Origin of the sequence: Mesorhizobium sp. B2-4-14, assembly GCF_006442155.1 — a bacterium.
Taxonomy (GTDB): Bacteria; Pseudomonadota; Alphaproteobacteria; order Rhizobiales; family Rhizobiaceae; genus Mesorhizobium.
Genome location: NZ_VFVA01000017.1, coordinates 59,879 through 85,645, shown reverse-complemented (window position 1 = coordinate 85,645; position 25,767 = coordinate 59,879). Strand labels below are relative to the sequence as shown.

The window sequence follows — 25,767 nt, the reverse complement described above, 5'->3', positions numbered from 1 at the left end:
TCCTTGTGGAAAGACCTTACGCCGCCTCGGCCCGACACTTGGCGCACGTCCCGCGGAATTCGATCATCGCCTTCTTGGCGGCGAAGCCGGTGGAACGCACCCATTCGTCCAGTCGGTGTCCGACGTCGTGATCGGACATTTCGCTTACCTGCCCGCAGCTGTCGCAGATGGCGAAGGCGGTCATCGAATGGCTGTGGTCGTGCGGTTCGGCACAGGCGACGAAGGAGTTGATGCTTTCCAGCCGGTGCACGAAGCCTGACTTCACCAGCGTGTCGAGCGCGCGATAGACCTGAAGCGGCGCACGGAAGCCGCGTTCACGCAGCTGGTCGAGCAAGGTGTAGGCGCTGAGCGGCCCGCTGGCGGTCTCGAGCTTTTCGAGCACGCACAACTGGTTCTTCGTCAGCACATCCCTTGCCGCCATGGTCCCGTTCCAATTTTCCCGCGCCAACTACGGGCTGTTTGCCCGTGCAAACGGCCTGATCTCATTCAGATAGCGACGAACCGTCGTCTTTGCTACTCTTCTGTTGTTGGCCCGGTCGATCGATGACGTGATGGCAGGATTGATGGCGAAGCGACATTCAAAATACTGACAAAGTTCTCGAAGGGGTTTGCCTCGCTTGGGAATTCGATCGGGCTTCGGGAAGCGCTATGTTCAAATTGACACGCCGGACGCTGCTTGTCGGCACATCCGCGCCGATGACTGCGGGCACGGTTTCGTTCCGGGCGCTGGCGGCATCGCGCACCATGACTGACCGTTGACCAGCCACATGATCAGGCCGAAGACGCCCTGACCCGGCCTCTGTCATGAACAAGGCCGGCGGGAGCAATCCCGCCGGCCTTTGTTAGCCGGCTCCGGCTATTTCCTTGGCGGGCCGTTGCGTTCCGCGGAAGCCGCCCACAGATTAATGTCGGATTCGCGTGCGTAGCCATCGATCTCCGCCAGCTCGGCATCGCTGAAATCGAGCACCCTCAGCGCCCCGACGCAATCCTCGACCTGTTCCGGCCGGCTGGCGCCGATCAATGCCGACGTCACCTTGCCTCTGCGCAGCACCCAGGCCAGCGCCATCTGCGCCAGTGTCTGGCCGCGCCTGCCGGCGATGGCGTTGAGTGCCTTGATGTTGGCAATAGTGCGGTCGTTGATGAAGGCTGTCTTCAGCGACTTGCCCTGGGAGGCACGGCTGCCTTCAGGGATGCCGCCAAGATATTTGTCGGTCAGCATGCCCTGGGCCAGCGGCGAAAAGACGATGGAGCCGACGCCGAGCCCCTCGAGCGTATCGAGCAGGCCGTCGTCCTCGACCCAGCGGTTCAGCATCGAATAGCTCGGCTGGTGGATGACGCACGGTGTGCCGAGCTGCCTCAATATATCGGCGGCTTCGCGGGTGCGCTGCGAATTGTAGGATGAGATGCCGGCATAGAGCGCCTTGCCCGAACGCACCGCATGGTCGAGCGCGCCCATGGTTTCTTCCAGCGGCGTATCGGGATCGAAGCGATGCGAATAGAAGATGTCGACATAATCCAGCCCCATCCGCTTGAGGCTCTGGTCGAGGCTGGCCAGCATGTATTTGCGCCCGCCCCATTCGCCATAGGGACCGGCCCACATTTCATAGCCGGCCTTGGTCGAGATGATCAGTTCGTCGCGATGAGAGGCGAAATCGGTGCGCAGTATCTCGCCGAAGGCTGTCTCGGCCGATCCAGGCGGCGGCCCGTAATTGTTGGCAAGGTCGAAATGGGTAATGCCGAGATCGAAGGCCTTGCGGGCGATCGCCTGCTTGGTCCAGTGCGGCGTGTCGTCGCCGAAATTGTGCCACAGCCCGAGCGAGATCGCCGGCAGCTTGAGGCCGGACCGTCCGCAACGGTTGTAGATCATTTTCTCATAGCGGTTTTCGGCGGGTACGTAAGGCATGGGGAATCCTCGATCTGAAACGGGCGCGGCAATTGCGAACGCAACGGCCAGCCCAACGCCCACCCTTTAACCTCTCCCCGCGGAAACGGGGAGAGGGGCAGTCAAAATTATCGATAATCTCTGCAGCCTATTTTTTCTTCTTGGCCAGCAGCCCCTTCGCTTCCTTGACGCCGAGTGCGGCCGGGCGTTCGCAACTCGTCTGCATGGCGACGAATTTCCCGCTTTCGCCCGAGCGCAATATTCCGGTCATGACATCGACGGCATGCAGCGCCAGTTCCATCGAACAGCGGTGCGGCCGCCCTTCGACGATCGCCAGCGCCATGTCGGCCAGGCCCGCGGTGCGGTAATTGGCCATCATGCCGTGGCCGTGCATCTCATTGGGCACGCCAAGCGGATGCTTCCATTTCGGCAACTTCTTGACCGGCTTGCCCTCTTCGGTGAAGCGCACGTCGCCGCCGAAGAAGTTCGGATCGGGCACGAACACCGTGCCTGCCTCGCCGTAGAGTTCCATCGGCGCGTGGCCATGGGCCCAGACATCCCAGCTGGTGTTCAGCGTCACCACGGCACCGTTCTCGAATTCCAGCAGGCCGTGGATGGTGGTCGGCGTGTTGACCGGGATTTTTTCACCCGCTCGCGGTTTCGATGAAATCGTCCGCTCCTTGGCCGGGGTCGTCGCAAAGGCGGCCACCTGCTTCACCGGACCGATCAGCTGGATCAGATTGGTGATGTAGTACGGCCCGATATCGAGTACCGGTCCGGCGCCCGGCTGGAAGAAGAAATCCGGATTGGGGTGCCAATGCTCCATGCCGTGGCCCATGACATGGCAGGTGCCGCTGGTGATCTTGCCGAGCTTGCCCTCGTCGATCAGCTCGCGCACCAGCTGATGCGCGCCGCCGAGGAAGGTGTCGGGCGCCGAGCCGATGCGCAGCCCCTTCTTTTCGGCCCGTGCCTTGAGGTCCTGGCCTTCCTTGAGCGACAGCACGAACGGCTTTTCCGAATAGACGTGCATGCCGGCGTCGAGCACCTGCTTCGAGACCACGTAGTGTACCGCCGGTATCGTCAGGTTGACGACGATGTCTATGTCATCGGCCTTGAGCAGGTCCTCGACGGTCTCGGCGCGCAGCTTGAACTCCTTCGCCCGCGCCTTGGCCGCGTCCATGTTGATGTCGGCGCAGGCGCGCATCTCGATGCCGCGAAACAGCGGCGCCAGCGAAAAATACGCCTTCGAGATGTTGCCGCAGCCGATGACACCGATACCCAGTTTTTTTGCCATGGTGATTGTTCCTAATAGGTCTTGACGGCCGCGATCGAGCGGCGGGCGAAGCGCTCGATGTCGTTAGGGTTGTCCTGTTCCATGATAAAATATCTTGCCGCGCTCTTGGCCCGCAGCAGCTTTATCAGGTCGGCCCAATCGATCGTGCCGTGGCCGACATCCGACCAGCCATCCTCATCCAGTCCTTCGCCTGGTTTGGCCATGTCCTTGACATGGACGGCGACGATGCGCTTGCCATGCTTTTCGATCCAGGGCAGCGGGTCGGCTCCGCCGCGTATAATCCAGGCGACGTCCATCTCCCAACCGATGTTGGGCGCGGAGGACAGGATATGGTCCTGCGGCAGCGAACCGTCGGCGAGCGCCTTGAATTCGAAATCATGGTTGTGCCAGGCAAAACCGTAACCGGCCTTTGAAGCCACCTCGCCGATCTTTGCCAGGCGCTCGCCGAAACCACGCCAGCCGGCGGCGTCGGACGGCCTGTCCTCAGCCATCAGATAGGGGCAGATCAAAAGCTTGATGCCGAGCGCTTCGGCGGTTCTGCGCACGCCGTCGAAGTCGTTCTCAAGCGCGTCGATGGAAAAATGGCCGGTCGGCATGGAAAGGCCGTTCTTGTCGAGCTCGGCGCGGAGGGCCTTGGGATTTTCATAGACGCCGCCGAAACCCTCGACCTCGGTGTAGCCGAGCTTGCCGAGTGTGGTGAGCACGCTTTCCCAGGGCTGGAAATTGCGGGCGCTGTAAAGTTGGAATGACCAGTTCATCGTCTCTGTCCGTTCTGCTTGGGGGATCGTTTCAGGTGGTGATTCTCGGGAGCTAGATGCGGTTGCCGGCAGCGGCATCGAAGAGCGAAGCGCGCATAGGATCAAAGCCAATGCTGACAGCCTCGCCATTGTGCGGCGTGCGCTCGGCCGTGACCCGTACCGTGAAATTCTGCTTGCCGAGCTTCAGCCAAACCAGTGTGTCGGAGCCCATAGGCTCGACGACCTCGACAGTTGCTGTGGCGCTGAATGGCCAGCCGGAGCCGCTGTTCAAGGCGACATGCTCCGGCCGGATGCCGAACACCGTCGGACCTGGCACCGGTTCCGTCTCGAAGGCATAGGTCGAAAGTGGGATACGAACATCCTCGGCGGCGAACAGCCAGCCGCTATTGTCCTTCTCCAGCCTGCCCTCGATAAAATTCATCGCCGGCGAGCCGAGGAACCCGGCGACGAAACGGTTGACCGGGCGGTTGTAAATGGTCTGTGGCGCATCGAGCTGCTGGATGACGCCGCCCTTCATGACAGCGATGCGGTCGGCCAGCGTCATCGCCTCGATCTGGTCGTGGGTGACGTAAATCATGGTGTTCTGCAGCTTGCGGTGCAGCAGCTTGATTTCTACGCGCAGTTCCGAGCGCAGCTTGGCGTCGAGATTGGACAACGGCTCATCGAACAGGAAGACATCGACGTCGCGCACCAGCGCCCGCCCGATCGCCACGCGCTGGCGCTGCCCGCCGGAGAGCGCCGCCGGCTTGCGCTGCAGCAAGGGCTCGATCTGCAGGATCTCGGCCGCGCGCGCGATGCGCTTGGCGATCTCGTCCTTGGGTACGCCGGCGACGCGCAGGCCGAAGGACAGGTTCTTCTCCACTGTCATCTGCGGATAGAGCGCATAGGACTGGAACACCATGCCGATGCCGCGGTCCTTGGGTTCTTCCCAGGTGACGTTCTTGCCCTTGATGAATATGCTGCCCTCCGAGATGTCAAGCAGGCCGGCGATGCAGTTGAGCAGGGTCGACTTGCCGCAGCCGGAGGGCCCGAGCAGCACGATGAACTCGCCTTCGGCGACATCGAGGTTGAGCGTCTTCAGCACGGAAACCGCGCCGAAGTTCAGCGACAGGTCCTGGATCGCAACGCTGGTGCCGTTTGCCGCCATCGCCATCACCCTTTCACCGCGCCGGCGGCAATGCCGCGCACGAACCATCTGCCGGAGACGAAATAGATGACGAGCGGCACCGCCGCTGTCAGAATGGTGGCCGCCATATTGACATTGTACTCCCGCACGCCGGTCGTGGTGTTGACGATGTTGTTGAGCTGCACCGTCATCGGCCAGTTGGAGCGCCCGGCAAACACGATGCCGAACAGGAAGTCGTTCCAGATACCGGTCACCTGCAGGATGACGGCGACGACCGTGATCGGCACCGACATCGGCAGCATGATGTAGATGAAGATGCGCCAGAAACCGGCGCCGTCGACGCGCGCCGCCTTGAACAGCTCGACCGGCATTGCCGCATAGAAATTGCGGAACAGCAGCGTCAGGATAGGCATTCCGAAGATCGTGTGCACAATGATGATGCCGGGCAGGGTCGCGAACAGCCCGACCGAGCTCAGTCCGATGATCAGCGGATAAATCACGACCTGATACGGCACGAAGGCGCCGAACACGAGCAACCCGAACAGCAGGTTGGCGCCCTTGTATGGCCAGAAGGTCAGCGCGTAACCGTTGATCGAGGCGCAGATGATCGAGATGACGACGCTCGGGACGGTGATCTTCAGCGAATTGTAGAAACCTGGACTGAGGCCGTTGCAGTCACGGCCAGTGCAGGCGTGAAGCCAGGCATCGGCCCAGGGTTGAAAGGTCGGGTCGCCCGGAAGGTTGAAAAGATGCCCCAGCCTGATCTCGGGCATCCCCTTCAGTGAAGTGACGACCATGATGTAGACCGGAATGAGGAAGAAGAGCGCCGCGACGATCAGGAAAGCGTAGATGCCGATGCGGCCGGCCGATATCCGTCGCGGCTTCGGCCCGAAGGGCGTGGCCTGATCCGGCGCTTCTTGCATCGGCCGGCCTGCCGTGGTTTGCACGGCGCTCATACGCCCGCTTCCTGCACTCGGTTGCGCCGCCACAGCACAAGTCCGGCGAAAGCCAGCACGATCAGAACCGGCAGCAGCATCATCGTTGCAGCGGCCATGCCCTGGCCGACATTCTGGCGCACGGTGATGAGCTGGATGACGTAGACGGCCGGCATGGATGTCGCGATGCCGGGACCACCACCGGTCATCGCGATGACCAGATCGTAGACGCGCACCACGCCGACGCACTGGAGAACGAAGGCGGTAGCGAACGCACCCTTCATCATTGGCGCCACGATGGACACATGCGTGCGCCACGTCGGAATACCGTCCACTCTCGCCGCCTTCCAGATCTCCTCGTCGACGCCGCGCAGGCCTGCAAGCAGGATCGCCATCGTCACGCCCGAGCCCTGCCAGATGCCCGCCACGACCAGCGCATAGATCGCGGTATTGGCATCGACCAGGGGGGCGAAGCTGAAGCTCGACCAGCCCAGATTGCGCATCGCCTCCTGCAGGCCGAGATTGGGATCGAGCACCCATTGCCACACAAGTCCGGTGACGATCAGCGACATGGCAAAGGGATACAGGAAGATCGAGCGGAACAGGTCTTCCTGGCGGATGCGCTGGTCCATGAAAACGGCGAGCAAATAGCCGAACACCATGTTGCAGGTGATCGACATCAGGCCGAAGAACCAGATGTTGTTGACCGAGACGAGCCAGCGGTTATCGGCCCAAAGCCGCCTGTACTGCGCCAGGCCGACAAAATCATAGGTGGGGAAGAGCTTGGAACTGGTGAAGGACCACAGCACCGAGAAGCCGATGCCGATCACGAACACGCCGACGGCGACGAGAATCATCGGTATCGTCCCGATCACCGCGGGCAGGTGAAATCTCTGCCTCCAGCTCTTCTGCATCGTCCGTTCTTCTCCACCTCACCAGGACCCTGGGCAGGCCAGGGCAAGAATGGAGGCGTCACCCCGGGGCGGCGCCTCCAGGTGCCGGTCAGTTCCTAGTCGGAATTGCCGATGATGGTGGCGAACTTCGCCGTGGCGTCGTCGGCCGTCATGGAGTCGTCGGCGAAGAACTGCGCGACGAGCTCATTGAGCTGCTGGTTGGTGTTCTCGGTGATGAACCTATTGGTCGCGGTGACGATCTTGGCCGGATCTTCCACTGCTTTCAGCGCCTTCTGCATGCACGGATCGGCCGTCGACATGTCGACGTCGCCGCGCACGGGCATGGAACCCTTGGCATTGTTGAACGCGACCTGGACCTCCGGGCTGATGAGCAGGGCCGCAAGTCGCTTCTGCGCCGCCTCGACATCCGCATTGCCCTGCTTGAAGAACACGATGATGTCGCCGTCGGTGCTGACAACCGGCTTGTCTTCGTTCAGGCCGATCACGCAGCCGAAATCCTTGACACCGGTCATGCCGGCGGCCGCGAATTCGCCGCGCGCCCAATCGCCCATCACTTGAAGTCCAGCCTTGCCGGTGATCAGCAAGTTGGTGGTGTCGTTCCAGTTGCGGTTGGCGTAGCCGTTGTCAGTGAACTGCTTCAGCGCCCTCAACTGCGTGAACACGCTTTTCATCTCGGGACCGCCGGCAATTTCGGCACTCTTCTTGGTATACATCTCGTCACGCTTGGCGACACCGAGAGCCTCGGTAACCATGTCCTGGAACAGCAGCTGGATCTGCCAGCCATTGCCGTCGCCGCCGATGGCGAAGGGAATGAAGCCTGCCTTCTTGATCTTCGGCGCGGCCGCGATGAAATCAGCCATGTTCTTCGGCTCCGGCACGCCCGCTTTCGCGAATACCGGCTTGGAGTACCAGGCCCAGTAATTCGAGTGGATGTTGACCGGGACGCACCACCAGTGGCCGTTAACGAGACAGGCGCTGCCGATCGCTTTCGGGCGAATGACCTCGTCCCATTTGCCGGCGGTCGCGACATCGGTGAGGTCGAGCAGCTTGCCGCCTGAAATCAATTCCTCGTACTGCCGGCCGGGATTGAACTGAGCCGCACCGGGCGGGTCGCCGCCGAGCACGCGCTGCATGACGGTCGAGCGGGCCGTCTCGCCCAGAGCAATGGCGCTGTCCACCCACTTGTCGCCGTGGCCGTCGTTGTCGAAGGCCTTTGCGAACTGCGAGACCGCCGCCGACTCGCCCTTCGACGTCCACCAGTGAATTACTTCCAGGTTCGCCGCGGCCGCGGCCCCGGCAAAATCGAACGCCACCGTCGCCGCGAACGCAGCGGTCAGGACTTTGTATCGCATTTCGGTTTCCTCCCAGAATCTGAAACGTTACAGATTTTCGATAGGGCAATTGCGCTGATGACGCAACCCCAGGCACGAAGCCCACCGGACATTTTTTCGGGCCACGAATAAAATGGGGCCAGCCATCGAGCTGCTGTGCGTCGCAATATGAGCTATCGCAGCGCAAAACAGCCAAATTACCCACGAGGGTCTGCAACAGGCTTACAAGGGGTGACGCTTTGCCCTTGGATTCCCAAGGGAATTCAGGTTCGAGCGTTCACCTTCAAATACGCCTGTCGGCGAACGAGATTGGCAATCTGTAACGTTTCAGTATATTGGCACCCCTGACCGGGCTTGAAGTCACGCCGCGCTGCTAATCGCGGCGATTGCGGACCCGGTGTGCGGCTGTTATGCGGCTCACGGGCGGGATGAATGAACAGACGGCGCACGAACAAGAACGATGATACGTCGGCGCAGGGGCGTCCGACGCTGAAGACGCTTGCCTTCATGACCGGGCTTGGCGTCACCACCGTCTCGCGGGCGTTGAAGGACGCTCCCGAGATTGGCGCCGAGACGAGGCGTCGCGTGCAGCTCGTGGCCAAGCAGATCGGCTATCGCCCAAACCGCGCCGGAGTGCGCCTGCGCACCGGCAAGACCAACGTCATCAGCCTTGTGCTCAACACCGAGCATGAGCTGATGAGCTTCGTCTCTGACATCATCTATGGCGTCACGGAAGTCATCGCCGGTACGCCTTACCATCTGATCGTCACGCCCTACTCGCGCTTGCAGGATCCGCTTGATCCGGTCCGCTATCTAGTGGAGACGGGCTCCGCCGATGGCGTCATCATTTCACGCACACAGCCGAACGATCCAAGGGCCCGCTACTTGCTGGAGCACGGCATCCCCTTCGCAACGCACGGCCGCACCGACATGGGGCTGGTGCACCCCTTTCATGATTTCGACAATTACGCCTTCGCGACCGAGGCGGTGCGCCATCTCGCCGGCATGGGCCGGCATCGGCTTGCTCTGCTGGCACCGCCGGTCGGTTTGACCTATCACCGCCACACGGTGAACGGCTTTGCCGATGCGCTGAGCGAGGTCGGCGCCTCGGAGGTGCCGTTCAACACGGTTTCCATCGACCACTCGATCGAGCAGATCAGGACCAGGACCGCGCAGTTGATGCGGCGCGATATCAGGCCGGACGGGATCATCAGCAGTGCCGCCGCCGCGACGCTCGCCATCGTGGCCGGCATAGAGGACGCCGGCCTGAAGCTCGGCCGCGATGTCGATGTGGTATCGAAGCAGTCGTCGGAGCTGCTGCACCTGTTCCGGCATGAATTGCTGGTCGTCAACGAAGACTTCCGGCTGGCCGGCTCCGAGCTTGCCCGCTCGGTGCTCGGCTGGATCGGCGGCGCCGCACCCGGCTCGCTGCAGAGCCTGAGCGGACCGAAGGGGGTTGTGGCCTATGGCGGTTAGCCAGGCGCTGGTCTAGCCGGCAGCGCCGCTGCCCCACGGTCCATGGAAGGCGCCCTGCTCGCCGATGCGCTCGAAGCCATGCGCGCCGAAGAAGTCGCGCTGCGCCTGGATCAGGTTGGAAGTGCCGCGGCCCTGGCGGTAGCTGTCGAAATAGGTAAGTGCGGAAGACAGCGCCGGCACTGGCGAACCGGCCTCCGAGGCCCGCGCCACCACGCGGCGCAGCGACGGATGCGCTTCCTTCATCATGGCGATGAAGGCCGGCGCCATCAAAAGGTTGGTCGAAGCGCCGCCGCTGCCGAAAGCCTCGGCCATCGTGTCCAACATCTGCGAGCGGATGATGCAGCCGGCACGCCAGATCTTGGCGATGGTCGGCATCGGCAGGTTCCAGTTGAATTCCTTCGAGGCGCCGCTCATCACCGCGAAACCTTGCGCATAGGCGGCGATCTTGCCGGCGAACAGCGCCAGTTCGAGGTCCTTCAGCAGCGCGTCCTTGTCGCCGGGAATCTTCGTCACGCCGACATCGCCATAGGCCTTTTCGGCCGCCAGCCGCTCGTCCTTGAGCGATGACAGAACGCGCGCCGCCACCGCCGCCTCGATCGCGGTCGCTGGAATACCAAGTTGCTGCGCCTCGATGACAGACCATTTGCCGGTGCCCTTCTGGCCAGCGCGGTCGAGGATGATGTCGACTATCGGCTTGCCGGTCTTCGGATCGTCGGCGGCCAGCACTTTGGCGGTGATCTCGATCAGGTAGGAGTTCAGCCGGCCCTTTTTCCAATCCTCAAAAACCGCGCCGATCTCCTTCGGCCCCATGCCCAGGCCGTCTCGCAGGACGCCATAGATTTCGGCGATCATCTGCATGTCGGCATATTCGATGCCGTTATGGATGGTCTTGACGAAATGCCCGGCGCCGCCGGTGCCGAGCCAGGCGGCGCAAGGCTCGTCCTTGAACTTGGCGGAGATGGCGGTCAGCACTTTCTCGACACGCTTCCAGGAGTCCTCCGTCCCGCCGACCATGATCGACGGTCCGTGGCGCGCACCCTCCTCACCGCCGGACACGCCCATGCCGATGAAGGTGAGGCCAGAGCCGGACAGCTCGGAAAAGCGCCGCATCGTGTCGCGGAAATTGGCATTGCCGGCATCGATGACGATGTCGTTGTTGGACAGCACACCGCGCAGGGCTTCGATTTGTTCGTCGACCGGCTTGCCGGCCAGCACCATGATGATGATCGGGCGCGGCGGCCGGATCGCCGCGGCGAGTTCCTCCAGGCTGTAGCAGGGAACGACCATATCCCTGAGCGCGCCGGCATTCTCGACGAAGGCATCCGTGCGTGCCTTGGTGCGGTTGAAGACGGCGATGCGATGCCCATGCTCGGCAATGTTGAGCGCCAGGTTGGAACCCATCGTGCCAAGGCCGATCAGACCGATTTCGGCTTTTTCCATCGTTTCTTCCCTGCTTCCGGATCGTCTGTTGAGCGATTTGCGGGCGATACCCATTCTTGCCGGGATGCCCGTTCTTCCCGGGATGATTGACGGGCCTTCAGGCCGCCGTCAACCGCCTCGCCAATTTGTGTTGCCAGTAAGCCGCCGAGTCTGCCTTGCAGGCGACCATATGGAAAATCACGGCCTGATGTCCACCGGCGCTTCGATCTTCACCATCTCGAAATCCGAGACCAGGATGTTGAGGCGAACCGTCCAGCGGCCTTGTACCGGGATGACGAGGTTGTCGATACGCCAGCCGCCATTGCCGGATTTGGTCGCCGCGCGCTTCAACGGTTCGATTCCGGAATCCGGTTTCGACAGCACCAGCGTCACTTCCCTGGCATCGAGCGGCCCGAAATCGCCGGTCATGATAATCATCGAGGCGGCGACCGGCCCGGCATGACCCGGCGTGATGGAGAGATCGGCCATTGCCTGCAGCGCATGGATGTGGATTGAAACCGGCTGTGCCGCCGCGATCGCCAGGGCCCGTGGCGGCGGCGTGAAGCGCCAGCCCGCGGCGACGCCGAAGATCGCCAGCACGATCAGCATTTCGACGCCGATCGAGCGGGTGAGCCTGCGTTGCACCTCCGTTGAGCCCCCCTCGGCCGAGGCGGTGAGTTTCCAGCGATTGACGGCGGCAAGCGTGAACAGGAAGACCAGCAATGCGAGCTTGACCAGCAGCAGCCGGCCATAGGCGGTGCCGATCAGCGCCGGGGGCGTCTGTACCTGGATGATGGCGAGGACGACGCCGGCCGCGGCAAGCACGGCCACGACAGGCAGGATCGTGCATGAGAAGCGGCGCAGGAACGCAAGAGCGTCGACCGTTTGGCGCTTCAGCGCGAGACCGAGCGGCACCAGTGCGCCGGCCCAGAAAGCAATGCCGGCGCCATGGACGAACACCGACGGCCGTGTCAGCCATTGCGGCTCGGCCGCACTGGCATGGCCGCTGGCCGCGAGCGCGAGACCAACGCCAGCCAGACCGGCAAGGGCAAATGGCTTGGCCAACACACGCGGTCCAGCCAGCGACAGCAGGCCCAGCCCTAGCGCGATCAGGGCGATCAGCACCGTCCAGCCGAAGCTGGTGCCGAGCCCGGTCCACCAGATCATCGGTTGCGCCAGCTGAGTGAGCGGCGCCCCCAGCGCATCGAGCCCTTGGAAACCAAGCGAGAGGGGTGCCGCCACCAGCCCGCACAGGATCGCGGCCGTCACGAAGCGCTGGCCGGCGCGTCCGTCCCCGGCCAGCCAGGCAAGGGCGAAGGCGCCGCCGACGCCGAGGAAAAGGCCGATATAGAGAAACACCTTGCCGATCCAGATCGCCGATCGTTGCGGCCAGTCGACCGCCTCGGACACGACGGGTGGTTCGCTCGGCGCGCCGATGGAAAACAAGAGCGAGCCGCCGACCGGATGCCCGTCGGCGGATATGACACGCCAGCTCAGCACATGTGTGCCGGACTTCAGCGCCCGCGGATTGTCGATCTCGACCGTCTGGTCGCTGAGGCGGAAGGATGTCAGCGGCATCGGCGTGCCGTCAGGTTTCACCAGCGTCAGCACCAGCGGCGAAACCGGCTCGCTGAAAGTCAGTAAGAACCGCGCCGGAGCCTGTGCCAGCACGGCACCGTCGGCCGGTTCAGTCTTGATCAACGCGGCATGGGCAAAGGCCTGGCTCGTCGAAACCATGACGATAAACGCCATGACCACGCAGAGCAGACCGCCGGCTGCCCAGCCGGCGCCCTTGCTGATCACAGCGGCCCTCTGAAGTGGGAATATCGCGTTCATGTCGTCGCCACCGAACTGGCGGCGCGCCCTGCGGACCGAGCGCGCCGCCAGGAGATCATTTCTTCGGCGTGAGCTTGATGCCGGGCGCCGGATTCTCCAGCGCGTCTTCATCCTGCCCTGCCGCCGGAATCTCGATCCAGCGCTCGGAGGCGCCGTCGCATTCCTGCACCACCGGGAAGTAGAGTTTCTGGTTGACGGGCAGATCAGCCGTCAGCGTCGCGCGGAAGACAAACTCGTCATAGAATTCATCCGGCAGGCTGCCGCCGCTCCAGTCGACTTCCTTGACCCCGTCGGTCACCGCCTGATCATAGAGCTGGTAGGATTTTTCATATTTGCCCTTCTTGGTCTGCAGCGTCCAACTCGGCTTCGGCATTGGCTTCACCGCGATCACCCCTTCCGGGATCTGCACGCGTACGGCGGTCGTGGCCTTGCCGTCGCAACCATGCGGCACCCGCAGCACGGCTTTGTAGGTCGAGCCGACCGCCGCTTCCTGGGTTTCGAGCGTTATGTGCGCGGAAGCGGCATTTGTCCCCAGCACGAGAAGCGTGCCGGCCGCCAAAAGATATTTGTTCATGATGGTCCCTCTGATTTCAAAATTCTGGAATAGGCTGATCAATTGGCGTGATCGTCCATGCCGCCCATCTCGCCCATGCCTTCGACAGCGAACTCGACATTGACCGTGCCGGCCTTCTCGAAGGTCAGCGTGGCGGCAAATTTTTCGCCCTGCTTGGGTTGCCGCTTCAGACCGATGAACATCAGGTGATAGCCGCCGGGCGCTAGTGCGACCTTGCCGCCGGCGGGGATCTCCAGGCCACCGGAAACCGGCCGCATGGTCATGACGCCGTCCTTGACGCCCATCTCATGCAGCTCGGCCTTTTCCGAGACATCGGAGGAAATCGACAGCAGCCGGTCCGGCGCGCTGCCTTTGTTGGTGATGGTGAAGTAGCCTCCGGCCACCTTGGCGCCGGCCGGCGTTGCGCGCGACCAGGGATGCTCGATCTCGAGATCGCCGATCTTGAACTCATGCGCCAGGACAGTCTGGGCGCCGACGAACGACAGGACAAGAGCCAGCGCGGCAATGCCGAGACGCTCCTGAAGGTAAGACAATATGCGGCCGAACATAGGGCGCGCCATAGGGGAATGATGGGACATGGTTGCTCCATGAAGTGATGATCGCGCCGTTGCCGGTCGCGAGCGTTTTGATCTTGGATGGGCGCCCGCGAAAGGTTTCGCCGGGCAAGCAGGCTCAGGCCGCCAGCGGCGGCGCGCGCGGATTCGACGGCGAGCGCTCGCGCGCGAAGTCGAGATGAATGCTCGCCGGGAAGACGAAGGCGACCGTTTCAAAGGAAAGGCTGGCCGGCGCCAGCCCGGCATCGGGCGGCGGCGCGAAAGCCGACGAAAACATGCTGCAGCCGAGCGTACAGCAGGCCGGCAGATGGGACGGGTGCTCGTCACCATCAGGAAGCTGGGTGGTGCCATCGTGGGTGCAGATGACATTGCCGAAAGCGTCGAACTGCGTGGCATTCGGGCCGGCGGCGAAGGCAAACGCACCGAGCGTCGACTGGAGCAGCAGCAGATAGGCCGCGACAAGCGCGACCGGCATGCTCCACCGTCTCCCCCGGCTGTTCAAAAGATTTGCCTCTTCAAGCGACTGGACGATACCTATCACGGGGCCGCCGAGTGGAAAAACGCAAAATTCGATGCTGCGGCAACGCGGCGCGATCAGGATTTTTGCGACCGGCTTTCCGGGATCGAGGTGAGCAATGTCTGGCGTGCCGACTTCAAGTGCTTGCGGCAGGCTGCGTCGACCTTGCCGAGATCGCGCGACTTGAGCGCCTCGATATAGGCAAGATGCTCGCCGACCGCGACTTCGTTGCGCTCGCGTTCCTGCGCCTTGTTCCACTGATAGTGGTAATGGAAGATCATGGCGATGACGTCGTAGAAATCGACGATGAAGCGGTTGTGCGAGGCACGATGGATGAGCCGGTGGAAGCGCTCGTCCAGCTCCGAAAACGCGTTGAAGCGCGTGGCGATCTCGTCTGCCAGTTGGCGATGTTCGTGCTCCAGGCGGTCGAGATCGGCCCAGACAGGGCTATCCTGCGGCAGGGCGGCGAAAGCGGCCGCCGAGCGCAGCTCGAACATTTCGCGGATTTCGGTCAGTTCGAGCGCGAAGGCGCGGGTAAAACCCTTCAGCACCCAATGGCTGTTGCGGCGCTTCTCGATCAGGCCGAAGCGGGAGAAGCGGATCAGGAACTCGCGCACGCTGGTGGTGCCGACGCCGATCTCGCGCGCCAGTTCGAGCTCGTTGATCTGCATGCCGGCCTCGGCGCCGTCGGCGAGCAGCCGCCGCATGAAGGACCGCTCGATGATCTCGGCCAGCGTGTCGGTCTCTTCCTCCGGGAAGAAATCATCGGGACGCGGGTCGCGCAGCACCGTCTTGGCGCGCTTGTTCCAGGCGATCAGCCCGGTTTCCTCCATGCGTGAAAGGATGCTGCGCACCGTCGTGCGGCTGACGCCGAGCAGCGCGCCGAGTTCCGGTTCCGACGGCAGGCTGCGTGTCTCGTCAAGTAGCCTGAGGCAGCGGTTGTAGGCGTCCTTGTAGACGTTGTTGCTCTTCGACATCCCCTGACCCATCAATGCCGGCGCTTGCGGCGGCCGGCTTGAAGCGCAATATGACGTTCCCATGACCCTGAAAAGCGGAATCGCTTTTGCTGGAGTCGGTTCATTGTTTGCAGCGCCACCACTTGCGCGGGGCACGCGGAACTGCTCGCGAAAAAACAATTGACGCAAAACTGTTTTTTCACGATAAAAGACATTAACTCTTAACAGGCGCGTGTCAATGCGCGCATCCCAGGATCACCCAGGAAGCCGCCCGTGAACGTCTCGAACACCATTCTTCTGTCCCCCGCCGACAATGTCGCCGTTGCCAATGGCCGCATCGAGATCGGCACAGCGCTGCCGGGCGGCGCGCTTGCCACCGCCGTCATCGAACCCGGCCATAAGGTGGCGATCAAGGCCATTCCGGCCGGCTCGGCGGTGGTCAAATACGCCCAGGCGATCGGCCGCGCCACGATAGACATCGCGCCCGGCGAGCATGTCCATTCGCACAATCTGGTTTTCGAGGCCGGCCGTCTGCCGGTGGTGCCGCCGAGCGAGGCCGAGCACGCGACCGAGGCCGACCGCGCCCGCACCTTCATGGGTTACCGCCGCGCCGACGGCCGCGCCGGCACACGCAACTTCATCGGCATCATCGCCAGCGTCAATTGCTCGGCCACTGTCTGTCACTCAATCGCCGACACTGCCAACCGGACCCTGCTGCCGAAATATCCCGGCATCGACGGCTTCGTGCCCATCGTCCACGGCCAGGGCTGCGGCATGAGCGGCACGGGCGACGGCATGATGGTGCTGCACCGCACGCTTGCGGGTTATGCCCGCCACCCGAATTTCGGTGGCGTGCTGATGGTCGGTCTCGGCTGCGAGGTCAACCAGCTGACCCTCTACGGCCAGAAGGGCGCCGCCGCCGGCAAGCGCCACTTCAACATCCAGGATGCCGGCGGGTCGCGCAAATCGGTGGAAAAGGCGATGGGCGTGCTGGCCGAGATCGCAGAGGAAGTCGGCCAGTTGAAGCGCGAACCGATCCCGGTCAGCGAGATCGTCGTCGGCCTGCAGTGCGGCGGCTCCGACGGCATGTCGGGCATCACGGCCAATCCGGCACTGGGTGCGGCCGTTGACATACTGGCCGGCGTCGGTGGCATCGGCATCCTCTCCGAGACGACGGAAATCTACGGCGCCGAGCACCTGCTCGCCTACCGCGCGGCGACGCCCGAGATCGCAGGGAAGCTCGATGGCTATGTGAAGTGGTGGGAAGACCACGTCGCCAAGCATGGCGCCTCGATCGACAACAACCCCTCGCCCGGCAATAAGCGCGGTGGCCTCACCACCATCCTGGAAAAGTCGCTGGGCGCGGTCGCCAAGGGTGGCCAGACGCCGCTCAACGGCGTGTTCGGCTATGCCGAGAAGGTCACCGGCAGCGGGCTGGTGTTCATGGACACGCCCGGCTACGACCCGGTCTCGGCCACCGGCCAGGTCGCGGGCGGCGCCAATGTCATCGTCTTCACCACCGGCCGCGGTTCCTGCTTCGGCTGCCGGCCGACACCGTCGATCAAGGTCGCCACCAACTCGACCATGTATCACCAAATGGAAGAGGACATGGACGTCAATTGCGGCGTCATCGCCTCGGGCGAAAAGACCATCGCCGGCATGGGCCGCGAGATCTTCGAACTGATCGTCGAGACGGCTTCCGGCCGCAAGACCAAGAGCGAGGATTTTGGCTACGGCGATAACGAGTTCGTGCCCTGGCACCTCGGCGCGACGCTCTAGCTCTTTGCATTCGCGCAATTCCGGAACGGCGACGAACTTTTCCCGGAATTGCTCTGGATGATATCTTGGTTCCGCGCAATGGAGGAGGTTGTGCATGGAAAAACGCCGCATCGGCCGGACGCCGCTCGAGGTCACCGAGGTCAGCTTCGGCGGCGCCGCGATCGGCGGCCTCTACCGCGCCTGTTCGCGCGAGGCGGCTATGGAGACGCTGCAAGGCGCCTGGGATGCGGGCCTGCGCTATTTCGACACCGCGCCCTTCTACGGTTTCGGCCTGTCGGAACGGCGCTTCGGCGATTTCCTGCGCTACAAGCCGCGCGATTCCTATGTCTTGTCCACCAAGGTCGGCCGCCTGTTCCGCCCGGTCCCTGAAGACCAGGTTCCCGACCACTCCTATGTCGATCCCCTGCCCTTCGCGCTGGACTATAACTATTCCTATGACGGCATCATGCGGTCGGTCGACTTCAGCTACGCACGGCTCGGCCTGAACAGAATAGACATCCTCTACGTGCATGACATCGGCGTCTACACGCATGGCGTCGAGAAGACCAAGTTGCACTTTCGCCAGTTGATGGATAGTGGGCTCAAGGCACTCGAGGAGCTTAAGGGGGCCGGCACCATTTCCGCCTATGGGCTCGGCGTCAACGAGGTCCAAATCTGCCTCGACGTGATGCGCCGGGCGCCGCTCGACTGCATCCTGCTCGCCAGCCGTTACTCCTTGCTCGACCGCAGCGCGGAAGCCGAACTGCTGCCGCTGTGCCGGGCGCAGCAGACGTCGCTGGTCATAGGCGGTGTCTTCAATTCCGGCATATTGGCGACCGGACCGGTGCAAGGCGCGCATTTCGACTACCAGCCCGCCAGCCGGGACGTGCTCGACCGGGTCGACGCCATGGAGGAAATCGCCGACGAGGGCGGTTATCCGCTGGCCGCTGCCGCGTTCCAGTTTCCCCTGCACGAGCCAGCGGTCGCAACCGTGCTGACCGGCACCGCCAAGCTGGCGAACCTGACACGCAACCTCGAACTGCTCGATATCGACGTGCCGGAGACGGAATACGCCAAATATCGTCCCTACACGGTGGTACAGAAACTGGCGTGAGCGGCCACCCCGACAGACCGAAGGGAGGTTTCACTGCACAAATCCGTCAGCCACAAATAAGAATGAACATTCCATTTGACTAAGATATGGAATTAACGTTCCATACATCGACGGAGCGGAACGGGAGCGTTTTGATAGTGCCAAGGAGCGCGGCGTGTGAATATGTCAGTGCCTGCCATGAGAACGAGGCGTGAAACACCGCTTGCGTCGGTCGGATCGATGCATTATCAAAACAGGGCAATTGTTTTTTATTGATAAAGTTCCGTTTGGCCGCGCCTATCCAAACAGAACTTCCGTGACGTTTCACCGGGCGACTAGGGAGGAATACCTATGAACTTCGTGACCAGCATTCTCAATCGCCGCGCTGTGGTGGCGCTCGCAGCCGTCTCCATGCTCGCCGGCGTGATGCACTCGGCTCCGGCTTCGGCGGCTGACGTGACCATTCCGATCATCGTCAAGGACACCACGTCCTTCTACTGGCAGATCGTTCTGGCCGGTGCCCGCAAGGCCGGCAAGGATCTCGGCGTCAACGTGCCGGAACTCGGCGCCCAGGCCGAAACCGACGTCAACGGCCAGATCTCCATCCTTGAGAATGCCGTCGCCGGCAACCCGGCCGCCGTCGTCATCGCGCCGACGGAAGCCAAGGCGCTCGGCAAGCCGATCGACGAAGCCGCCGCCAAGGTCAAGATCATCGGCATCGACTCCAGCGCCGACTCCAAGGCCTTCACCTCGTTCCTCACCACTGACAACGTGCAGGGCGGCCGCGTCGCGGCCGACGGTCTTGCAGCGGCCATCGGCGCGGCCAATGGCGGCAAGGTCGAGGGCAAGGTTGCCCTGATCACCGCGCTCCCCGGGGCCGGCTCGCTCGAGCAGCGCGCCCAGGGCTTCAAGGAAGAGCTCAAAGCCAAGTACCCCGGCCTTGAACTCATTGCTGACAAATATGCCGACGGCCAAGCCACCACCGGCCTCAACATCGCGACCGACCTGATCACCGCCAATCCGGACCTGAAGGGCATCTTCGCGTCCAACCTGATCATGGCGCAGGGCGTCGGCCAGGCGGTCGCCGAGAACAAGCTTGCCGGCAAGGTCGCGCTGATCGGTTTCGACAGCGACGAGAAGCTGATCAAGTTCCTGAATGACGGCGTCATTTCCGGCCTCGTCGTCCAGGATCCCTACCGGATGGGCTATGACGGCATCAAGACCGCGCTTGCCGCGTCCAAGGGCGAGAAGGTCGAGGCCAATGTCGACACCGGCGCCAATCTGGTCACCAAGGCCAACATGAAGGAACCCAAGATCGACGCGCTGCTCAATCCGAAGCTCAACTGAGCATCAGCACGGAAACATGGTTTCCGGGGCCCCGGCCCCGGAAACCAACGTATATCGCTTGGAAATCCGCCGCCTTGAGCTAGGCTGCTCCGGCGAGAGTTCCAAAGCCTCGCAGCGCGCCAAATCGTGAGGCCAATCTGGGAGGCCAGTCTGGGAGGACTGTCATGACATCGACCGCGCAAGACCTGCACCCTGCCCCCGTGCTGGAGCCCGGCAGGCCGATCCTGGAACTGCGCGGCCTCGAGAAGAAATATCCGGGCACCCACGCGCTGAAGCCGGTCAACCTCGCCTTCAAGTCGGGCGAGATCCACGCCATCGTCGGCGAGAATGGTGCCGGCAAATCCACCTTGATCAAGCTGCTAACCGGCGTCATGCCGCGCACCTCCGGCGAGGTGATCTGGGAAGGCAAGCCGGCAGCGCTCGCGACCCCGCACGAGGCGATGGAGCTGGGCATCAACGCCGTCCACCAGGAGGTCGTGCTCTGCCGTCACCTGACCGTCGCCGCCAATATGTTCCTCGGCGAGGAGAATTCGCGCTTCGGCATCCTGCAGCAGCGCGCCATGGTCAAGGAAGCGCAGAAGATCATCGACGGTCTCGGCTTCGACCTGCCCGCGCATGTCACTCTTGGCGACCTCACTATCGGGCAGCAACAGCTGATCGCCGCCGCCCGCGCCACCGTGCGCGGCACCAAATTCCTGATCTTCGACGAGCCGACCGCTTACCTGACCCGCAAGGAGGCCGACCAGCTCTTCACCCTGATCCGCCGGCTGAAGTCCGAGGGCGTGACCATCATCTATATCAGCCACCGCATGGAGGAAGTCTTCGAACTGGCCGATCGCGTCTCCGTGCTGCGCGACGGCACGCTGGTCGGCACCAGGAACATTAGTGAGACCAACGACGCCGAACTGGTCAAGCTGATGATCAACCGCTCGATCGAACAGATCTACCACAAGGAGCATTTCACGCCGGGCGCCGCGATCATCGAGGCCAGGAACCTCTCGGGCAAGGGCTTCGAGAACGTCTCGATGACAGTCCGCGCCGGCGAGATCGTCGGGCTCTACGGCCTAATCGGCGCCGGACGCAGTGAATTCGTCACCACGCTCTACGGCCGCCACCGCAAATCGGCCGGCCAGATCCTGTGGGGGGGCAAGGACGTCCAGATCAATTCCGAGCATGATGCCATCAAGCTCGGCATGGCGCTGGCGCCGGAAAGCCGCCGCGACCAGGGCCTCTGCCTCAACCTGCCGGTCGGCCTCAACCTCAACCTGCCGATCTACAAGCGCATCTCCAACAATCTCTTGATCTCCGGCGCCCAGGAAAAGACCCAGGCCGACCGCCAGATCGCCGATCTCAGGATCAAGACGCCGACACGCAATGCATTGGCCTCCAGCCTGTCGGGCGGTAACCAGCAGAAGATCGTCATCGGCAAGTGGCTGGCCCATGGCGCCAAGTTGTTCATCTTCGACGAGCCGACGGTCGGCGTCGACGTCGGCACCAAGGCCGAGATCTACCGCCTGTTCAGCGCGCTCCTGTCGAAAGGCGCCGGCATCATCCTGATCTCGTCCTATTTGCCGGAGGTCTATGAACTGGCCGACACACTGCACGTGTTCCGCCGCGGCAAGCTGGTGGCGACGCATGGGTTTCGAACCGCCGATCACGAGGACATTCTCACACAGGCGCTCGCCGAGAAACAAGAAAAGCTGGGAGGAAAGATATGAGCACCGAGGCGATTCCTGCCGAAAAACCGAAGCGCAACTATAACGCCCTGTTCGGGTTGACGCTGCTGGCGCTGCTGGTGCTACTCTGGGTCATCCTGTCGCTGGCGACATCGAGCTTCGCCTCGGCCAACAACATCTCGAACCTTTTGCGTCAGGGCTCGATGATCGCCATCCTGGCTGTCGGCCAGACCTTCGTCATCATCACCGGCGGCATCGATCTGTCCGTCGGCGCCGTGGTCGGCTTCGCCACCGTCATTGCAGCAATGCTGATCAATGCCGGCGTCCCGGTTTTTCTCGCCATCCTGCTCACCCTGCTGGTCGGCGTCGCCATCGGCCTCTTCCATGGCTTTGGCATCGTCAAGATGGGCCTCCCGCCCTTCATCATCACGCTGGCGACGCTGACGTCGCTGCGCGGCATCGGCCTTCTGATGACCAATGGCAATTCGATCTCGATCAACAATGATGCCTTCCAGGAATTCTCGCGCAATTCCTTCCTCGGCATCCCCAATCTGTTCTGGATGGTTCTCCTGGTCGGCATTCCCGCCTATGTCTTCCTGCATCACAGCCGCTGGGGCCGTTATCTCTTTTCGGTCGGCTCGAATGCCGAGGCCTCGCGACTGTCGGGCGTCAATGTCCAGCGCACCATCTTCATGGCCTACACGCTGTCGGGTCTCTGCGCGGCGTTCGTCGGCGTGCTGCTCGCGTCGCGCATCGGCATCGGCAATCCGACCCAGGCCGAGGGCTGGGAACTGCAGGCGATCGCCTCGTCGGTGATCGGCGGCACCTCGCTGTTCGGCGCCGTCGGCTCGGTGCACGGCCCACTGCTCGGCGCCTTCATCTTGGCCACCATCAACAACGGCGCCAACCTGCTCAACGTCAACGCCTTCTGGCAGCGTGTCATCACCGGCGTGCTGATCATCGTCATCGTCTATTTCGACGGTCTGCGCCGCCGCGGCGGCAAGTAGCCAACGAACCGAAAATCGATCGCCGGCCCTGTATCGAGACGGGGCGGCGTTTTCGTAAACCGGCTGGACTTAAATATGAGAGCCGTCGTCTGCCGCTCACCCGGCGACCTTGTCCTGGAAAACCACCCCGCGCCCGGCTCGCCACCTCCCGGCTGGGCTCTGGTGGCGGTCAGCCATGTCGGCATCTGCGGCACCGACTATCATATCTTCGAAGGCAAGCACCCGTTCCTCACCTACCCCCGCATCATGGGCCACGAGGTATCGGGGACGATCATCGAGACCGGTGAAGGCGTCGATCTGGCCATTGGCGAACCGGTGGTCATCAACCCCTATCTTTCCTGCGGCAAGTGCATCGCCTGCCGGCATGGCAAGCCGAACTGCTGTGTGCGGATCGAAGTGCTCGGCGTCCATCGTGACGGCGCCATGTGCGATCAGATCCTGGTGCCGGCGCAAAACCTCTACCCGGCCAACGGCCTGTCGCTCGCCGACGCCGCCGCCGTGGAGTTCCTGGCCATCGGCGCGCATGCCGTGCGTCGCTCGCGCGCCGACCTCGGTGTCCGCACGCTGGTCATCGGCGCCGGCCCGATCGGGCTTGGCACCGCCATCTTCGCCCGGATCGCCGGGGTCGATGTGACGCTGCTCGACATGGCCAGCGAAAGATTGAATTTTGCCGCGAACGAACTCGGCTTCTCGATCCTTGACGGTTCGCAAGCGCCGGCATCCGATCTGGTCAGGGAGGCGACGTCAGGCGAAGGGTTCGACGTGGTCTTCGACGCCACCGGCAACACCCAGTCGGTGCAGTCAGCCTTCGCCCATGTCGCGCATGGTGGGACGCTGGTGCTGGTCAGCGTCGTCAAGGACGACATCGCCTTCTCCGACCCGGAGTTCCACAAACGGGAGATGACGCTGATCGGCAGCCGCAACGCCTTGCGCGCCGACTTCGAGCATGTCGCCGCTTCGATCCGCAGCGCCGCCGTGCCGTTGGCCAAGCTGGTTACCAACCGGACGACATTGGCCGATACGCCGTCCGATCTCGCCCGCTGGGCGCACGAGAAATCCGGCCTGATCAAGGCCGTGATCGAGGTCGGATAAGATATCTGTTCCAACACGAGATTCGGCGGACCGTTAAGTGGGGACCTTGGCAGATCGCATGCCTTGGCAACTGGCCGAAACACCTATCGCTTCGTCATCCTATGGCGGAGCAAGGAGCGAAGCGACGCGGCGCAGACCATGGGATCCATGCCGCGAACTCGAAGCGTTGCCTCAGTCCAGAACGCTGCATCCCTCGGCCGACATCGCGGCATGGATCCTTGGGTCTCCGCGACGTCGCTTCGCGACTGCTTCGCCCAAGGATGACAACGTTGGGCGCTAATTGATCACCGACAACTTCAACTCGACCCGCTCTGCCGGAAAGCGCGACTCCGAAAACTGGATCGGTTGGCCGTCGGGCGTGACGTTGACGGCGACCGTGACCAGCACGATGGCGCCGGGCTGCAGGTCGAGGTCGGCAAGGTCGGCCGCATCGGCATGGCGCGCCGACAGCACGGTCGATTGCCGGAGATAATCATCTATTCCGAAACGCGCCAGCGACGCCGTGACCGATCCTGTCTCAGCCATGGCCTTGTCGATACCGGCAAAGCGCCTGGCATCGAACCAGCCGGCGGCGCGTGACACCGGCCGGCCGTCGGCTTCACCGCGCGTCTCCAGCCTTACCACCTCCGCCCCTTTGGCCAACCCAAGACCCTCGGCGACACGCTGGCTGGCGGACTCGACCGATGAGGAGAGCAACACGATGTGCCGTTCAGACGTCTGCCCTTGCAGGCCGGTGGAAAAGCGCGTGCGCGCGCCGATCGGATAGGAGAGCCGCTTGCGCGACAGCACGAAAGTGCCGCGTCCCTGCTCGGCCCGCAAAACCCCTTCCTGGACAAGGGCCGATATGGCGCTGCGAACCGTATGGCGGTTGACACCGTAGCGTTCGGCCAGCGCCACCTCGGGCGGCAGCGCGGCATTCTCGGCGAAATCGCCGATGGCGATCGATTGCAGAATCTTGTCGGCGATCTGGCGCCATAACGAAACGCCGCTGCGTCGCTCTATGCTGTCGGCCATTTGCTGCCCGATCATCCCCTGGCCCCACCCTCTCAATCTTGTCATCCACCCGTCATGGACTCACGCTAGATAAAGAGTATAATTTGTATAGTCATCTATATCAATAGACAAATTTAACAGCAAGGAAGACAGGCGATGCGAGGACAGGAAGCCCGCGACCAGGCCGAGCGGAAGGCCGCCATGGCGACGCTGGCGCAATCGAGCGGCGACGACATCGTCCGGCTCTGGAACGAGGCCGGCCTGCCTTCGCAAGCCGAGCTGCTGCGCGGTCCCGAGACTGGCCTGGTGACGCTGCGCGGCCGCATCGGCGGCGGCGGCGCGGCTTTCAATGTCGGTGAGGCGACCGTCACCCGAGCCACTGTCCGGCTGCCGTCCGGACAGGTCGGCCATTGCTACGCGCTTGGCCGCGACAAGCAGAAAGCGAAGCTGGCGGCCATCGCCGATGCGCTGTGGCAGGACCCCGCCCACCGCACCGTGGTCGAGACCAGGCTGATCGCGCCTTTGCGGACTGCGCTCGCCACTGCCCATGAAAAGCGCCGCGCCGAGACGGCGGCAACGAAGGTGGATTTCTTCACCATGGTTCGCGGAGAAGACTGATGGACATCGCAGCCCAATCGATCGAGGGCGGATTCGCCGATCCGGTCTTCAACGCCCAGACCGTTTTCCGAGCGATCATGGACGCGATGGCGCGGCCGGGCAGCGTGCAACCCCTGCCGGTCCTGGCCCGGCCGCCGGCGCCGCTTTCGGCAACCGGCGGTGCCATCGCGCTGGCGCTCTGCGACAGCGATACGCCGCTCTGGCTCGACCCTGCCCTGCACGCCTCCGCGGCGGTCATCTCCTGGCTTGGCTTCCACACTGGCGCGCCGCTGGCCAACACGCCCGCCGACGCGCATTTCGCCTTTGTCGCAACGCCCGCCGAGATGATGGCGCTCGACGGTTTTTCGCAGGGCACACAGGATTATCCCGACCGCTCGACGACCCTGATCCTGCAGGTCAGCGACCTCGGTTCGGGCGTCCCGTTGCGGCTCGAAGGCCCCGGTATCGAGACCAGCGCCACGATCGCGCCGGCACAGATGCCGCGTCATTTCATCGAGCAGTGGAAGCAGAATACCAAGCGCTTTCCACGTGGCGTCGACATCATCCTCGCCGCCGCCGACGGCATAGCTTGCCTGCCGCGCACGACGCGCATCAAGACGATGGAGGCATAA

24 protein-coding genes are annotated in these 25,767 nt (G+C 63.0%); 9 read left to right on the top strand and 15 right to left on the bottom strand.

Going from position 1 to position 25,767, the window contains the following annotated elements; genetic code table 11:
• Positions 1 to 16: 16 nt before the first annotated feature.
• From FJ938_RS16725 to FJ938_RS16690, 8 genes are all read right to left on the bottom strand, one after another.
• The gene (locus tag FJ938_RS16725) at positions 17 to 421 is read right to left on the bottom strand and encodes a Fur family transcriptional regulator (RefSeq protein ID WP_140695472.1); all 405 of its coding nucleotides are present in this window, start codon (positions 419 to 421) and stop codon (positions 17 to 19) included.
• Between the two features lie 435 nt (positions 422 to 856).
• Positions 857 to 1,903, bottom strand: coding sequence for an L-glyceraldehyde 3-phosphate reductase (gene mgrA / locus FJ938_RS16720; protein ID WP_140695470.1), 1,047 nt, complete (start codon positions 1,901 to 1,903; stop codon positions 857 to 859).
• A 127-nt stretch (positions 1,904 to 2,030) separates the two neighbouring features.
• A complete protein-coding gene (locus tag FJ938_RS16715; RefSeq protein WP_140695468.1) occupies positions 2,031 to 3,176 on the bottom strand; it encodes a Gfo/Idh/MocA family oxidoreductase in 1,146 nt (381 codons plus the stop codon).
• Between the two features lie 11 nt (positions 3,177 to 3,187).
• A complete protein-coding gene (locus FJ938_RS16710) occupies positions 3,188 to 3,934 on the bottom strand; it encodes a sugar phosphate isomerase/epimerase (protein ID WP_140695466.1) in 747 nt (248 codons plus the stop codon).
• Between the two features lie 52 nt (positions 3,935 to 3,986).
• Positions 3,987 to 5,087, bottom strand: coding sequence for an ABC transporter ATP-binding protein (locus FJ938_RS16705; RefSeq protein ID WP_181169122.1), 1,101 nt, complete (start codon positions 5,085 to 5,087; stop codon positions 3,987 to 3,989).
• The gene (locus FJ938_RS16700; RefSeq protein ID WP_140609244.1) at positions 5,087 to 6,016 is read right to left on the bottom strand and encodes a carbohydrate ABC transporter permease; all 930 of its coding nucleotides are present in this window, start codon (positions 6,014 to 6,016) and stop codon (positions 5,087 to 5,089) included. The genes FJ938_RS16705 and FJ938_RS16700 overlap by 1 nt, the downstream gene beginning before the upstream one ends.
• Complete coding sequence (locus FJ938_RS16695) at positions 6,013 to 6,909, bottom strand: sugar ABC transporter permease (RefSeq protein WP_140695464.1); 897 nt, start codon at positions 6,907 to 6,909, stop codon at positions 6,013 to 6,015. The genes FJ938_RS16700 and FJ938_RS16695 overlap by 4 nt, the downstream gene beginning before the upstream one ends.
• Before the next feature lie 95 nt (positions 6,910 to 7,004).
• Positions 7,005 to 8,261, bottom strand: coding sequence for an ABC transporter substrate-binding protein (locus FJ938_RS16690; RefSeq protein WP_140695461.1), 1,257 nt, complete (start codon positions 8,259 to 8,261; stop codon positions 7,005 to 7,007).
• Positions 8,262 to 8,672: 411 nt separating this feature from the next.
• Between FJ938_RS16690 and FJ938_RS16685 the strand changes: the two genes are divergently transcribed.
• Entirely contained in the window at positions 8,673 to 9,716 is a 1,044-nt protein-coding gene (locus FJ938_RS16685) for a LacI family DNA-binding transcriptional regulator (protein WP_140695459.1), read from the top strand.
• Positions 9,717 to 9,728: 12 nt separating this feature from the next.
• On the opposite strand, the gene gndA is transcribed toward FJ938_RS16685, so the two are convergent.
• The 6 genes from gndA to FJ938_RS16655 form a co-directional block, all read right to left on the bottom strand.
• Entirely contained in the window at positions 9,729 to 11,156 is a 1,428-nt protein-coding gene (gene gndA, locus FJ938_RS16680; RefSeq protein WP_140695457.1) for an NADP-dependent phosphogluconate dehydrogenase, read from the bottom strand.
• A 177-nt stretch (positions 11,157 to 11,333) separates the two neighbouring features.
• The gene (locus tag FJ938_RS16675) at positions 11,334 to 12,971 is read right to left on the bottom strand and encodes a copper resistance CopC/CopD family protein (protein WP_140695455.1); all 1,638 of its coding nucleotides are present in this window, start codon (positions 12,969 to 12,971) and stop codon (positions 11,334 to 11,336) included.
• A gap of 55 nt (positions 12,972 to 13,026) precedes the next feature.
• The gene (locus FJ938_RS16670; protein ID WP_140695453.1) at positions 13,027 to 13,545 is read right to left on the bottom strand and encodes a YcnI family protein; all 519 of its coding nucleotides are present in this window, start codon (positions 13,543 to 13,545) and stop codon (positions 13,027 to 13,029) included.
• A 38-nt stretch (positions 13,546 to 13,583) separates the two neighbouring features.
• A complete protein-coding gene (locus FJ938_RS16665; RefSeq protein ID WP_140695451.1) occupies positions 13,584 to 14,123 on the bottom strand; it encodes a copper chaperone PCu(A)C in 540 nt (179 codons plus the stop codon).
• A gap of 94 nt (positions 14,124 to 14,217) precedes the next feature.
• Positions 14,218 to 14,574, bottom strand: a complete 357-nt coding sequence (locus FJ938_RS16660) for a DUF2946 family protein (protein ID WP_140695448.1) — start codon at positions 14,572 to 14,574, stop codon at positions 14,218 to 14,220.
• A 119-nt stretch (positions 14,575 to 14,693) separates the two neighbouring features.
• Positions 14,694 to 15,593: a GntR family transcriptional regulator gene (locus FJ938_RS16655; protein ID WP_140695446.1), complete on the bottom strand. Its 900-nt coding sequence runs from the start codon at positions 15,591 to 15,593 to the stop codon at positions 14,694 to 14,696.
• 252 nt (positions 15,594 to 15,845) lie between these two features.
• Here FJ938_RS16655 and FJ938_RS16650 point away from each other — a divergent pair, with 252 nt between their 5' ends.
• The 6 genes from FJ938_RS16650 to FJ938_RS16625 all read left to right on the top strand — a co-directional run bounded on the left by FJ938_RS16650 (position 15,846) and on the right by FJ938_RS16625 (position 23,545).
• A complete protein-coding gene (locus FJ938_RS16650; RefSeq protein WP_140695444.1) occupies positions 15,846 to 17,351 on the top strand; it encodes an altronate dehydratase family protein in 1,506 nt (501 codons plus the stop codon).
• 94 nt (positions 17,352 to 17,445) lie between these two features.
• Positions 17,446 to 18,444 (top strand): aldo/keto reductase, encoded by a 999-nt coding sequence (locus FJ938_RS16645; RefSeq protein ID WP_140695442.1) that lies wholly within the window; start codon positions 17,446 to 17,448, stop codon positions 18,442 to 18,444.
• Positions 18,445 to 18,774: 330 nt separating this feature from the next.
• The gene (locus FJ938_RS16640) at positions 18,775 to 19,770 is read left to right on the top strand and encodes an ABC transporter substrate-binding protein (RefSeq protein WP_140695440.1); all 996 of its coding nucleotides are present in this window, start codon (positions 18,775 to 18,777) and stop codon (positions 19,768 to 19,770) included.
• Between the two features lie 164 nt (positions 19,771 to 19,934).
• Positions 19,935 to 21,488 (top strand): sugar ABC transporter ATP-binding protein, encoded by a 1,554-nt coding sequence (locus FJ938_RS16635; RefSeq protein WP_140695438.1) that lies wholly within the window; start codon positions 19,935 to 19,937, stop codon positions 21,486 to 21,488.
• Positions 21,485 to 22,453, top strand: a complete 969-nt coding sequence (locus tag FJ938_RS16630) for an ABC transporter permease (protein WP_140695436.1) — start codon at positions 21,485 to 21,487, stop codon at positions 22,451 to 22,453. The genes FJ938_RS16635 and FJ938_RS16630 overlap by 4 nt, the downstream gene beginning before the upstream one ends.
• Positions 22,454 to 22,528: 75 nt before the next feature.
• Positions 22,529 to 23,545, top strand: coding sequence for a zinc-binding alcohol dehydrogenase family protein (locus FJ938_RS16625; protein ID WP_140695433.1), 1,017 nt, complete (start codon positions 22,529 to 22,531; stop codon positions 23,543 to 23,545).
• 276 nt (positions 23,546 to 23,821) lie between these two features.
• Here the strand turns inward: FJ938_RS16625 and phnF are convergent, their stop codons facing one another.
• A complete protein-coding gene (gene phnF, locus FJ938_RS16615) occupies positions 23,822 to 24,574 on the bottom strand; it encodes a phosphonate metabolism transcriptional regulator PhnF (protein ID WP_140695429.1) in 753 nt (250 codons plus the stop codon).
• 120 nt (positions 24,575 to 24,694) lie between these two features.
• Here phnF and phnG point away from each other — a divergent pair, with 120 nt between their 5' ends.
• The gene (phnG, locus tag FJ938_RS16610) at positions 24,695 to 25,156 is read left to right on the top strand and encodes a phosphonate C-P lyase system protein PhnG (protein WP_140695427.1); all 462 of its coding nucleotides are present in this window, start codon (positions 24,695 to 24,697) and stop codon (positions 25,154 to 25,156) included.
• Positions 25,156 to 25,767: a phosphonate C-P lyase system protein PhnH gene (gene phnH / locus FJ938_RS16605; protein WP_140695425.1), complete on the top strand. Its 612-nt coding sequence runs from the start codon at positions 25,156 to 25,158 to the stop codon at positions 25,765 to 25,767. Before phnG ends, phnH begins: the two co-directional genes overlap by 1 nt.